This window comes from Streptomyces sp. NPDC049040, from assembly GCF_043197715.1.
Classification (GTDB): Bacteria; Actinomycetota; Actinomycetes; order Streptomycetales; family Streptomycetaceae; genus Actinacidiphila.
In genome coordinates this window covers 148,354-160,966 of record NZ_JBICTO010000009.1, presented here as the reverse complement: position 1 = coordinate 160,966, position 12,613 = coordinate 148,354, and the positions used below count along the sequence as shown (strand labels likewise).

The window sequence follows — 12,613 nt, the reverse complement described above, 5'->3', positions numbered from 1 at the left end:
CTCCTCTCGGCGTCTCGTAAGGATGAAGGACCGTACTTGCCTAGTACATCACGATCGGGTGGGCTCTTGGAAGAGCCGTTCTCAACCGCGCTCGTGAAGGCTATGGGGACCTCTGCGGGATGCGCAAACTATTTTTCGGCTTCTTCCGAAGAAGATTCCACGGAGTCCGCGGGACCTTCCCCGGAGCCCTCCGCCGACCCGTCGTCAGGCCCGTCATCGGGCCCGTCCCCTGGCTCCCCCTCCTGGTCGCCGCCCGGCTCCCGGCCCGAGCACAGCGCGAGCACGTCCGCGCCGAACCGGTCCAGCTTGCGCGCCCCCACGCCGGGGATCGACGACAGCTCCGCCGCGCCCTCCGGCCTGACCTCGGCGATGGCCAGCAGCGTCCGGTCGGTGAACACGCAGTAGGCGGGCTGGCCCAGCGCCTTGGCCTGGGTCGTACGCCAGACCCGCAGCCGGTCGTACAGCGCCTCGTCCAGGTCCGAGGGGCAGTCCTCGCAGCGCATCAGTTTGATCTCGCCCGCGTCGGACAGCGTGCGCCCGCACACCCGGCACAGCACGGGGCCGCGCCGCTTGCGCCCGCCCGAGCCGCGCTCCACGCCGCCCGCGCCGCCGCCGGACCCGCGGGCGCCACGGGGCGCGGACCCGGGCCGCAGCCCGTCGAGGAAGCGGGACGGCCTTCGCCCGCCGCGCCCGCCCGGCGAGCGGGACAGCGCCCAGGACAGCCCCAGGTGCAGCCGCGCCCGGGTGACGCCGACATAGAGCAGCCGGCGCTCCTCCTCGACCTGCTCGTCGGTCTTGGCGAAGGTGATGGGCAGGGTGCCCTCGGTCAGGCCGACGACGAACACCGCGTCCCACTCCAGGCCCTTGGCCGCGTGCAGCGATGCCAGGGTGACGCCCTCGACGGTCGGCACGTGCTGGGCGTTGGCCCGCTCGTCCAGCTCGGCGACGAAGTCCCCGAGGGTCGCGGTGGGCCGGGCGGCGGTGAAGTCCTCGGAGAGCCGCACCAGCGCGGCAAGCGACTCCCAGCGGTCCCTGACGGCCCCGGACCCGGCGGGCGGCTCGGAGGCCCAGCCGCGCGAGCTGAGCACCGCCCGCACCTGCTCGGGGAGGGTCGCCGCATCGTCGGGGTCGGCCGACGCCCTGGCCGCGCCGCGCAGCAGCAGCCCCGCCTCGCGCACCTCGGGACGCTCGAAGAACCGCTCGGCGCCGCGCAGCTGGTAGGGCACCCCGGCGTCGGCGAGCGCCTGCTCGTAGACCTCCGACTGGGCGTTGATGCGGTAGAGCACCGCGATCTCGCTGGGCCGCACCCCGGAGCCGATCAGCTCCTTGATCCGCCGGGCGGCGCCCTCCGCTTCCGCGGGCTCGTCGGGATATTCGGTGTACGAAGGATCGGGGCCGGGCTCGCGCTGCGAGATCAGCTCGAGGCGGTGCGCCGCCGCCTGTCCGCGGGCCTGCCCGAGCAGCCCGTTGGCCAGACCCACCACCTGCGGGGTCGAGCGGTAGTCGCGTACCAGCTTCACCACGGTGGCCTCCGGATAGCGGGACCTGAAGCCCAGCAGGAAGTCCGGGGTGGCGCCGGTGAAGGAGTAGATGGTCTGCGAGGCGTCGCCGACCACGCACAGGTCGTCCCGGCCGCCGAGCCACAGGTCGAGCAGCCGCTGCTGGAGCGGGCTGACGTCCTGATACTCGTCGACCACGAAGTGCTGATACTGCGAGCGGACCGTGTCGGCGACGTCGGGCCGGTCCTGGAGCACGCCGACCGTCAGCAGCAGCACGTCCTCGAAGTCGATCACCCCGCGGTCCCGCTTGAGCTGCTCGTACGTGGTGTAGATGCGGGCCACCTCGGCCGGGTCGCGCGGCACGTCCCGACCGGTCTTGGCGGCCACCGCCGGATAGTCCTCAGGCACCGTCTGGGTGACCTTGCACCACTCGATCTCGCCGGTGACGTCCCGCAGCTCGTTCCGGTCCAGGCGGATCCGGCAGCGGGCACCGGCCTCCGCGACCAGCTGGACCTTGCGCTCCAGCAGCCGGGGCATCTCGCCGCCGATAGCGCGCGGCCAGAAGTACTGCAGCTGGCGCAGCGCCGCCGAGTGGAAGGTGCGCGCCTGCACCCCGCCGGCGCCGAGCTGCCGCAGCCGGCCGCGCATCTCGCCCGCCGCCCGCGCGGTGAAGGTGACCGCGAGCACGCTGGCCGGCTGGAGGATGCCGGCCCTGACCCCGTAGGCGATCCGGTGGGTGATCGCCCGGGTCTTGCCGGTGCCGGCCCCGGCCAGCACGCACACCGGGCCGTGCAGCGCCGTCGCGACGGCGCGCTGCTCGGGGTCGAGGCCGTCGAGCACCGCGTCCGGGGAGTCGGGCACCGCGGGGAAGAGCGAGTCGTGGGTCGTCGCAGTCACACCGCCACTCTGCCAGGTCTCGCCGACAGCCCGGAAAGTTATCCACAGGCCGCGGCGGAATGCCCGCCCCCGGGCGGACGTTGTGCCTCTGCCAGATTCTCTCGCGACGAGGAGCGAAACCGATGCCGGGCACCGTGACCATGTACAGCACCAGCTGGTGCGGCTACTGCCGCCGACTCAAGGGCCAGATGGACCGCGAGGGCATCGCGTACACCGAGGTCAACATCGAGGAGCACCCCGATTCCGCGGCGTTCGTCGAGAAGGCGAACGGCGGCAACCAGACCGTGCCGACGCTCCAGATCGTGCCGAAGTCGGGCGGCGCGGAGGTCGTGATGACCAACCCGAGCCTGGCGCAGGTCAAGCAGGCGCTCGGCGCCTAGGACCCGCGGGTACGGCCCCGCGCCCACGCTACGGGCGGGGCAGCGGGGCGCCGTACCAGGTCTCGATCAGGCGGGCGGCGATCGAGATGCCCGAGGGCGGCAGCACCTCGCCGGAGGCGAAGGCGGCGCTCAGGTCCTCCCGGGAGAACCAGCGGGCCTCGTGGATCTCCTCGCCGTCGACGGTGATCTCCGACGAGACGGCCCTGGCGTTGAAGCCCAGCATCAGGCTGGAGGGGAAGGGCCAGGGCTGGCTGGCCACGTAGCTGACGTCGTCGCCGACGGTGACGCCGACCTCCTCGGCGACCTCGCGGCGCACCGCCTGCTCGATCGACTCGCCGGGCTCCACGAAGCCGGCGAGCGTCGAGAAGCGGCCCTCGGGCCAGTGCGGCTGGCGGCCGAGCAGCGCACGGTCCTGGTCGTCGGTGACCAGCATGATCACCGCGGGGTCGGTCCGCGGGTAGTGCTCGGTCAGGCAGGCCGGGCAGCGGCGGATGTGGCCCGCGGCGGCGATGACGGTGCGTTCGCCGCAGCGGGAGCAGAAGCGGTGCATGCGCTGCCAGTTCTCCAGTGCGACCGCGTGCACCATGAGCCCGGCTTCGAGCGGTGACAGCAGCCCGCCGACCTCGCGCAGGCCCGCGGCCCTCGCGGCGCCGTCCATCCGGCCCGGCAGCGAGTCCTTCTGGAGCGCGAAGTAACGCACACCGTCCGGCGCAATACCGAGGAAGTAGCGGTGCATCTCGGTCTCCGGCGCGTCGAACGCCGGGGTCATCACGAGTTCGGTACGGCCTTCTGGACCGTCCTCGACCAGCACCTGTCCGCCGGACACCACGAACACCCTGGTCGACGGGTGGCTCCAGGCCGCGGCGAGCCACGCCTCGTCCATACGGTGGTTCGCGGCCCGGTCCACCCCCGAGTAGGTGAGTGTCAGCGGGCGGTCCGTCGCGTCGAGTCCTGTCAAGGCTGCTTCCATCTCCCCGTAGTACGTGATGTGCCGTGCCGCAGGCGCACCACCTTGTCGTCCACCCGGTGCCAACCGCCGGCGGGCAGGGAAATTCCCGGTGACGGTATGGATACGCCGCGTCGTCCGAGGTGGAGCGCGTCATGAGCAGCCTAGCCCCGCTGGCGCCGCGCCACGGGTACGGGTCCGCGAGGTGTCCGCCACGCCGGGCCGCGGGAGCGCCGCCCGGTCACTCGCCCGCGGCCAGCAGCCGTTCCAGTTCCGCCCTGCCCGGCAGGGCCGCGGGGCGGACCAGCTCGCCGGTGCGGACGAAGAGGAAGGCGGCGCGGACCCGCTCCGGCGGGACGCCCTGGAGCTCCGCCCAGGCCAGCCGGTAGATCGCCAGTTGCAGCGGGTCAGCGGACGCGGCGGGGCCGCGGCCGGTCTTCCAGTCGACGATCTCGTACGTGTCCCGGTCGCCGAGGAGATCCCCGTCACGGAGGAGATCCTGGTCACCACGGCCGGCGCCGTTGCGACGCACGTCACCGCTGCGATGTGCGTCACGGTCCCGGTAGACCGCGTCGATCCGGCCCCTGACGACGCGGCCGCCCAGGGTGAGGTGGACCGGCACCTCGACGCGGTAGGGCGTGCGGTCGGCGTAGGGGGTGCGCAGGAAGGCCTCCTTGAGCGCCGCCAGGTCCGCCTCGTCCGCGATGTCGTCGCCGCCCTCGACGCCCGGCAGGTCCTCGGGCCCGAACAGCGGGCGGGCGTCGAAGCGGGACTCGACCCAGGCATGGAAGCGGGTGCCGCGCCTGGCCGCCGGAGCCGGCGGGCGGGGTAGCGGGCGGGCCAGCTCGCGGGCCAGGCCCTCGGGGTCGGTGGCGAGCCGCATCAGCTGGCTCGCGGTGAGCGTCGCGGGCAGCGGTACGTCCCGCACGGTGGCCCGCGCCCGGCGCAGCTCGCCCGCGAGGGCGTCGAGGTCGCGGTCCCAGGACGCCACGAGCCTGGCCTCCGCCGGGTCGAGCCCGCCGGCCTGCTCCCCGCCGGACGCGGATGCGCCCCGCGCGGCCGGGACCGTGGGCCCTGCGGGCCCCGCGAAGCCCTTCCGCGCCGCGGTCCCGGGCTCCGCGGCCTCCTCGTACTCCGCGCCCCCGGCTGCCGCCTCCTCGTCCGCCGCCGCGTACGCGAGCACGGTCCGTGCCGCCCAGCGGCGCCTGCGCAGTGCCGTCGGGTCGAGCGGCAGCGGCCAGGGGTGGTCCTCGACGGTCTCGAGCGCCGGGTTGACCGCGTCCTGTGCGGGCGGCTCGGCCCACACCTCGATCTCGCCGTATCCGGCCTCGCAGTGCTCGCGCAGCGCGTCGAGGAAGACCGAGGGGCCGAACGGCGACTTCTGCGTCGGACCCCACCAGTGGCCCGAGCCCAGCAGCAGGGACCGCGGGCGGGTGAAGGTCACGTAGCCGAGCCGCAGCTCCTCGATGCGCTGGTGCTCCTTCATCTCGTCGCGGAAGCCGTCGAGCCCGGCGCGGGTCCACTCCCGCACGTCGGGCAGCGTCGCCGCGTCGCCGCGCAGCCCGTGCGGCAGCACCTTGGCGTTGACCGGCCACAGCTCGCGCCCCCGCTCGCTCGGGAAGCCCCTGGCGACCAGTCCTGGCACGGCCACCACGTCCCACTCCAGGCCCTTGGACTTGTGCGCGGTGAGCACCTTCACCGTGTTCTCGCCGCCGGGCAGCGAGCTGTCCAGGCCCTTCTCGTACTGCGCCGCGGTGTGCAGGAAGCCGAGGAAGGCCAGCAGGGTCGCCTCGCCGTCGAGGGCCGCGAACCCGGCGGCGACGTCGAGGAAGGACGTCAGAGTCTCGCGGCGGCGGGCGGCCAGCGCGTGCGGGGACGCGGACAGTTCGACCTCGAGGCCGGTGACGGCGAGCACCCGGTGCAGCACGTCCATCAGCGGGTCGGCGAGCGCCCTGCGCAGCTCCCTGATCTCCACCGCCAGCCGCGCGAAGCGCACCCGCGCCTCAGGGGAGAAGGGCAGCCCGTCGTCGGGGTCCGCGTCGAGGAAGGTCTCCAGGGCGTCGGCGAGCGAGACCACCTCCGCGGGGTCGACGCCCTCCACCGCGGCCGCCAGCGGATCCCGGCCCTCGGCGCTCCCTGCCCCGTACCGCACGAGCAGCCGGGCGCGGCGGCCGAGCAGCGCCAGGTCGCGGGGGCCGATCCGCCAGCGCGGGCCGGTCAGCAGCCGGACCAGGGCGGCGTTCGCGGTCGGGTCGTGCAGCACCTCGCACACCGCCACCAGGTCGGCGACCTCCGGCAGGTGCAGCAGCCCGGACAGGCCCACCACCTCGACCGGGATGTCACGGGCCACGAGCGCTGCGTGGATCTCGGGGAAGCGTGCCGCGGTACGGCACAGCACCGCGATGCCGCCCGGGGACGTGCCGGTGTGCACCAGGTGGGCGATCGAGTCGGCCAGCCAGGCCGTCTCGTCCGCCTGCGTCGGCAGCAGGGCGCAGCGCACCTGCCCGGCCAGCTCGGCGCCCGGGGCGGGCCGCAGCGCCTCGACGCCCTCGTGGCGGTCGCGCAGCTCGGCGGCCAGCGTGTTGGCCAGGTCCAGCAGCCGGCCTCCCGAGCGGCGGTTCTCGCTGAGCGAGTAGCGGTCGGCGGGCCGCCCGTCGGGGTGCGCGAAATGCCGCGGGAAGTCGTCGAGATTCGCCACCGAGGCACCACGCCAGCCGTAGATGGCCTGGCAGGGGTCGCCGACAGCGGTCACCGCGTGGCCGCTGCGGCCGCCGAAGAGACCGGCGAGCAGCAGCCGCTGGGCGACCGAGGTGTCCTGGTACTCGTCGAGCAGCACCACCCGGTACTGCTCGCGCAGCAGCTCGCCCACCTCCGGCCTGGTCTGCGCGAGCCGTGCGGAAAGCTCGATCTGGTCGCCGAAGTCCAGCAGGTCGCGGCGCCGCTTGTCGTCCCGGTAGGCCGCGGCGAGCTCCGCGAGGTCGCGGCGGGCTGCGACCGCCTGGCCGACGTCCCTGACCCAGGCGTTGCCGCGCTTGGCCGGGTCGAGCGCGGACAATTCCGCGGCGAGCCCGGTGTCGTGCGCGCGCAGCCGCTCTGCGGGCACCAGGTGCTCGGCCAGCTCGCCGGCCAGCGCCAGCAGGTCGCCGACCAGCGTCGGCAGGCCCTTGGTCAGCGCCGGATACGGTCCGGGCGCGGCCCGCAGCACCTTCGCGGCCAGCTGGTAGCGGGTCGCGTCGGCCAGCAGCCTCGCGGTGGGCTCCAGGCCGATCCGCATGCCGTGGTCCTTGAGCAGCTGCCCGGCGAACGCGTGGTAGGTGGAGATGGTCGGGTCGCCCGCCGCCGGCTCCCCGGGGTCCGCCGCCGGGCCGGCGGGCGGGTCGTAGGGGTCGCGCTCGCTGATGCCGGCCTGCGCCAGCGCCTTGCGCACCCGCTCCGACAGCTCGCCTGCCGCCTTGTTGGTGAAGGTCAGGCCGAGCACCTGCTCGGCCGCGACCTGCCCGGTGCCGACCAGCCACACCACCCGGGCGGCCATCACCGTCGTCTTGCCGGAACCCGCTCCGGCCACGATCACGCCCGGCGCGAGCGGCGCGGTGATGCACGCCGTCTGCTCCGGGGTGAACGGGATGCCCAGCAGCTCCTTGAGCTGCTCAGGCGAATGGATGCGGGTTGCCACCTCATGGAGGCTATCCGGAGCCGCGGACACCGGTGGCCCCGGTGGCGCCCGCGGGCGGCGGGACGCGGTTCAGACGGCGAAGTCGCCGTCGCCCGGCTCGATGCCGAGGTCGGCCATGTCCACGGTCTGGGAGGGCGGCGGTGCCACCACGTGCGGGTCCTTGCCGAAGTCGCCGAAGGTGCCGCTGCCGGGCGAGTCGCCGCCCTCGCCCTCGATCTTGACGATGTACGGCGTGCTGCCGGTCGACACGTACATGGTGTCGGTCTCGTCCGGGAGCTTCTCGATCAGCGGGATGACCTGCTTGCCGTCGAGCGTGGTCGGCTCCCCCTTGACGACCTCGGTGTCGCTGTCGTCGTCGGTCAGCAGCAGGCCGTCCAACATCTCCGTCAGCGAGCAGAACTCGCGCACGCCCCCGTTGCTCGCCATCTCCTGGGTGAGCTTGACCCACCGCCCGTCGATGGCGTCGACCACCTTGTCGCCGCGGGACCCGCCGGTCTGCCGCCAGAAGGCGTCGTCGGCCTTCATGTAGGCGTGGCGGGCGTCGGTGGTGATGATCTGGATGTTCCGGCCGCCGATACGCAGGGCCGCCGCGCATGTGCCCTTGGCCGTGAGCGCGGCCTTGACCTGCAGCTTCTGGCCTTCCTCCACGGCGTTCATGCTGATGGTCATGGCGCCGGAATCCCGCATGTTCGCCTGCGCGGTGGCGAGCAGCCCTTCCGCGGTCATGTACGAGTAGGGAACGTCCTTCCCCGAGGCCGCCGGTGTCTTCACCGCCGCCGAGTTCACCACCGCCGGCGCGAGCAGCGGAGCCGACGAGTCCCCCTCGCCATCGGCGCCCACACAGCCCGTGAGTGCGGCCGTGGCCGCGATGGCGGCGCACGCGCCCACCATGATCCTGCTGGCCGACATCGGCCGTCCCCCCTGCATCTCTCTTCGTGCACACGCGCCTCTTGGACACGTGATCCCCACCCCTGGTTGTACGGCAAAGGTAGCGGCGCCCGCTGACAATTACCCGGCCGGGGTATGGCCCCGGCGTCACTCCACGGTGTGGCGGCCCTCCGGCCGTGCCGTGCAGGCGGCACGGAACGCGCAGTGCGTGCAGTGCTGGCCCGCGGCCGGGGTGAAGCGCTCGTCCAGCACCCGGCCCGCCGCGGTGGCGAGCAGCTCCTCCGCCCACTCCCCCGTGAGCGCTTCCTGGCGCTGCACCGTCGGTGCGGTCTCACCGCCGTCGCGGCGGGTCGCGCCGAGCCGCAGATGCACCAGCTCCGCGCCGCCCGAGGCGGTGGGCCGACCGCCGAACAGCGGGTCGACGGCACCCTCGCGTACGGCCAGCTGGTAGACGGCCAGCTGCGGGTGGTGCGCCACCTCCGCCGCGGTCGGCTTGCTGCGGCCGGTCTTGAAGTCGACGACGTAGGCCGCGCCCTGGGCGTCGGTCTCGACCCGGTCCATGCTGCCGCGGATCCGGACGCGGGCGTCGCCCGCGGCGAGGGTGACGTCGAAGTCGTGCTCGGTGGCGACCGGGGTGCGGCCGCGCTCCATGACGTGCCAGCGCAGGAAGCGCTCCAGGGCGGCGCGGGCGTTGTCCTTCTCCTGCCGGGACTTCCAGGGCGCGTCGAAGGCGAGCGCGTCCCATACCGAGTCCAGGCGGGCCATCAGCACGTCCAGGTCGGCGGGGGTGCGCCCGGACGCCACCTCGTCGGCCAGGACGTGCACGACGTTGCCGAAGCCCTGGGCGGCGGTGGCGGGCGGTTCCGCCTTCACCTCCCGGCCGAGGAACCACTGGAGGGCGCAGGTGTTGGCGAGCTGGTCGAGCGCGCTGCCCGACAGCGCCACCGGCTGGTCGCGGTCCCGCAGCGGCACCGCGGAGGCGGTGGGCTCGTACAGGCCCCACCAGCGGTCCGGGTGCGCGGCCGGCACCAGCGGGTGGCCGTCGTCGTTCAGCGCGGCCAGCCTGGCCAGCCGGCGTGCCGCCGCCTCGCGCAGCGCGGGCGAGGCGGCGGGGTCGACGGTGGTCGCGCGCAGCTCCGCGACCAGTGCGGCGACCGCGAGCGGGCGCCGGGGGCGGTGCATCACGTCCTGCGGGGTGACGCCCATCTCGGTCAGGAAGCGGGAGGGCTGGTCGCCGTCGTCAGAGGCGGACTTCACTGCGGTGACCAGCAGGCGTTCGCTGGCGCGGGTCGCGGCCACGTAGAAGAGCCTGCGCTCCTCGGCCAGCAGCGCGCCCTGGCTCAGCGGCGGCGCGATGCCGTCCCTTCCGATGCGGTCCGCCTCGAGCAGCGAGCCGCGGCGGCGCAGGTCGGGCCACAGGCCCTCCTGCACCCCCGCGACCACGACGAGCCGCCACTCCAGGCCCTTCGAGCGGTGCGCGGTCATCAGCTGGACGGCGTCGGGGCGTACGGTGCGGCCGCCGAGCGTGTCGGCCGCGATGTCCTGGGCGGACAGCTCCTCGAGGAAGTTGAGGGCGCCGCGGCCGCCGGTGCGCTCCTCCGCGCGGGCGGCGGTCTCGAACAGCGCGCACACCGCGTCCAGGTCGCGGTCGGCGTTGCGGCCCGCGGCGCCGCCGCGCAGGGCGGCCCGCTCCAGGCGGGCCGCCCACGGGGTGCCGTTCCACAGCGCCCACAGGGCGTCCTCCGCGGTCCCGCCGCCCGCCAGGATGTCGCGGGCCGTCCGCAGCAGGGCGGCGACGCGGCGGGCGCCGCGGGCGTACGAGGGGTCGTGGGCGACGAGCCTTTCCGGTTCTGCGACGGCTTCCGCGATCAGCACGTCCGAGGGGCGCGGGACCGCCACGCCCGTCGCGCGCTCCTCCTCGCGCAGCGCCCTGCCGAGCCGCCGCAGGTCGGCCGCGTCCATGCCGCCGAGCGGCGAGGCCAGCAGGGTCAGCGCGTCCTCGACGCCCAGCCTGATCCCGTCCCCGTGCGCGTCCCCGTCCCCCTTCCCGTCCTCGCCCGGCGGGGCCGCGGGGTGGTCGTCCGTCGCGCCGCCCGGCTGCCCCGCCTCCGGGGCGTCGTGCGTCTCCCGCAGGGTGGGGGTTTCGGCTTCCGGGGGGGACGCGGGTTCGGGTCCGGCTGCCGGCGGCGGCTCGTCGGGGGACGTCTGGGGGGACGTCTCGGCCGGCGGACGGGGGGTCGCCCGGGGTGCCGGGAGAAGGGAGGCGGCGGCCAGCCGGAGGGACAGCAGCAGGGGGGAGACAGCCGGGTCGGTGTGCAGCGGGGTGGTGGCGGGCGGGAGGTCGATGGGGACACCCGCGGAGGTGAGGGCGCGGCGCAGCGGCGCCAGGGCGGCGCCGCCGCGGGTGAGCACGGCCATGGAGTGCCAGGGGTAGCCGTCCTCCAGATGCGCCCGGCGCAGGGTGTCGGCGATGGACTCGACCTCGGCTCCCGGGGTCGGGTAGGTACGGACGGCGAGGGTGCCGCCTTCCGCCTCCGCGGTCAGGGAGCGGTGGGCGCGGACGGCCGCGGCGGGGAGCCGCGGCAGCGGCATCCGGTCGGCGAGCCGGCGGGTGCCGGCCAGCAGCCCTGCCCCGGCCCGCCGGGAGACGCGCAGGACGCGCACCTCCGCGGGCCGGCCGTCGCGCCGCGGGAACTGCTCGGGGAAGCCGAGGATGCCGTTGACGTCGGCGCCGCGGAAGGCGTAGACGGACTGGTCGGGGTCGCCGAACGCGACCAGCGTGCGCCCCTGCCCGGCCAGCGCCCGCAGCAGCCGCACCTGCGCGGGGTCGGTGTCCTGGTACTCGTCCACGTAGACGGCGTCGTAGCGCCGGGACAGCTCCCGGTGCACCTCGGGCCGGCGGGCGAGCAGGACGGCCCGGTGGACGAGCTCGGCGTAGTCCACCATCGCGCCCAGCTCGGTGACCTCCAGGTACTCGTCCAGGAAGGCGGCCGCGGCGGTCCAATCCGGCCGCCCGATGCGGTGCGCGAAGTCGGCGAGCGCGGCAGGTCCCAGGCCCAGCTCACGGGTGCGGGCCAGCACCGCGCGCACCTCGTCGGCGAAGCCCCTGGTGGTGAGCGCCGCCCGCAGGTCGTCGGGCCAGCGCACCCGGCTGCGGCCCTCCCGCTCCAGCACCGCCTGGCCGGCCAGCAGCTCCCGCACCAGCAGGTCCTGCTCGGGACCCGACAGCAGCCTGACCGGCTCCTGGAAGGCCTCCGCGGGCTGGTGCTCGCGGATCAGGGCGTAGCAGAAGGAGTGGAAGGTGGTCGCCCCGAGCCCGCCGAGCCCGCGTGCCGCCATCCGGTCGCGCAGGTCGACAGCGGCCCTGCGGCTGAAGGTGAGCACCAGGATCCGCTCCGGCGCGGTGCCGGCCCGCACCCTGGCCAGCACCGACTCGATCAACGTCGTGGTCTTGCCGGTGCCGGGCCCCGCAAGGACGAGCAGCGGGCCGTCCCCGTGCTCAACCACCGCCCGCTGGGCCGCGTCCAGCACAGGGGGCCGCACGGGCGCGGGCGGCGTCCGCAGCAGCCGGTAGCCGACGGCCGCGGAGGCCGCCGGGGCGGGAGAGGGAGACAGGATCACGTGGTTCGCCGGTTCTTGGGAGGCTCGAGCTGTGGTGCGGTCGGGGCCGGGGGCGCGGTCGCCCCGACGCTACGCCGTGCGCCGCGCGCCCCGCAGGCGCCCCGTGGACACGCCGGACACTCCGTTCGGGGCGCCGATGCCGTGGACGGGCCCCGGATGGCGGAAGCTGGAGGGCATGAGTTTCCGGCCGTCAGCCGTCGGCGCCGCCGCCCGCGCCCGGCGTACGCCCGTCCCAGCGCGCCCGGCGGATGTCGACCCGCGGTATGTGGCCCTCCGTGGCGGGCCCCGCGGTCCGCAGCGGTGTGCCTTCGGCACGGTAGGCGTCGAGGGCGCGCAGCTCGTGGCCCGGCAGCAGGACACCGTCGGCCCGCACGACCCGCCACCAGGGCACCCCGCTGCCGTACAGCGCGAGCACCCGGCCGACCTGCCGCGGACCGCCCTCGCCCAGCCATTCCGCGATGTCGCCGTAGCTCATCACCCGCCCGGCCGGGATCAGGTCGACGGTGTCGAGCACCCTTTCCGCGTAGTCGCCGGGCGCTCCGGGGTCGTCTTCCTCGCTCATCCGCCCAATCCTGCCCCAGACCACCGACACCGGGGGGTTCCGGTGCCATCCGCACGGTGCTCATGCCACCATCGTCCCGGCGGTGACTGGTGATACGAGATCAAGAAGAGACCGAAGCGGATCAGCCGGGCGCGGACAAGGCCGGAG

General features: G+C 74.8%; 7 protein-coding genes. 1 reads left to right on the top strand and 6 read right to left on the bottom strand.

Going from position 1 to position 12,613, the window contains the following annotated elements:
• Positions 1-128: 128 nt before the first annotated feature.
• Positions 129-2,396 (bottom strand): ATP-dependent DNA helicase UvrD2, encoded by a 2,268-nt coding sequence (locus tag ACGFMP_RS23235; RefSeq protein ID WP_393674854.1) that lies wholly within the window; start codon positions 2,394-2,396, stop codon positions 129-131.
• Positions 2,397-2,518: 122 nt separating this feature from the next.
• Between ACGFMP_RS23235 and ACGFMP_RS23230 the strand changes: the two genes are divergently transcribed.
• Complete coding sequence (locus tag ACGFMP_RS23230; RefSeq protein ID WP_393674852.1) at positions 2,519-2,776, top strand: glutaredoxin family protein; 258 nt, start codon at positions 2,519-2,521, stop codon at positions 2,774-2,776.
• Positions 2,777-2,804: 28 nt separating this feature from the next.
• On the opposite strand, the gene nudC is transcribed toward ACGFMP_RS23230, so the two are convergent.
• The 5 genes from nudC to ACGFMP_RS23205 form a co-directional block, all read right to left on the bottom strand.
• Positions 2,805-3,746: an NAD(+) diphosphatase gene (gene nudC, locus ACGFMP_RS23225; RefSeq protein ID WP_393674850.1), complete on the bottom strand. Its 942-nt coding sequence runs from the start codon at positions 3,744-3,746 to the stop codon at positions 2,805-2,807.
• A gap of 217 nt (positions 3,747-3,963) precedes the next feature.
• On the bottom strand, positions 3,964-7,395 hold the full coding sequence (locus tag ACGFMP_RS23220; protein WP_393674849.1) for an ATP-dependent DNA helicase: 3,432 nt from the start codon (positions 7,393-7,395) through the stop codon (positions 3,964-3,966).
• Between the two features lie 69 nt (positions 7,396-7,464).
• On the bottom strand, positions 7,465-8,304 hold the full coding sequence (locus ACGFMP_RS23215) for a hypothetical protein (protein ID WP_393674847.1): 840 nt from the start codon (positions 8,302-8,304) through the stop codon (positions 7,465-7,467).
• Positions 8,305-8,430: 126 nt separating this feature from the next.
• Positions 8,431-11,904, bottom strand: a complete 3,474-nt coding sequence (locus ACGFMP_RS23210; RefSeq protein WP_393674846.1) for an ATP-dependent helicase — start codon at positions 11,902-11,904, stop codon at positions 8,431-8,433.
• Positions 11,905-12,094: 190 nt separating this feature from the next.
• Positions 12,095-12,466, bottom strand: coding sequence for an MGMT family protein (locus ACGFMP_RS23205; protein WP_393674845.1), 372 nt, complete (start codon positions 12,464-12,466; stop codon positions 12,095-12,097).
• Between the last annotated feature and the right edge of the window lie 147 nt (positions 12,467-12,613).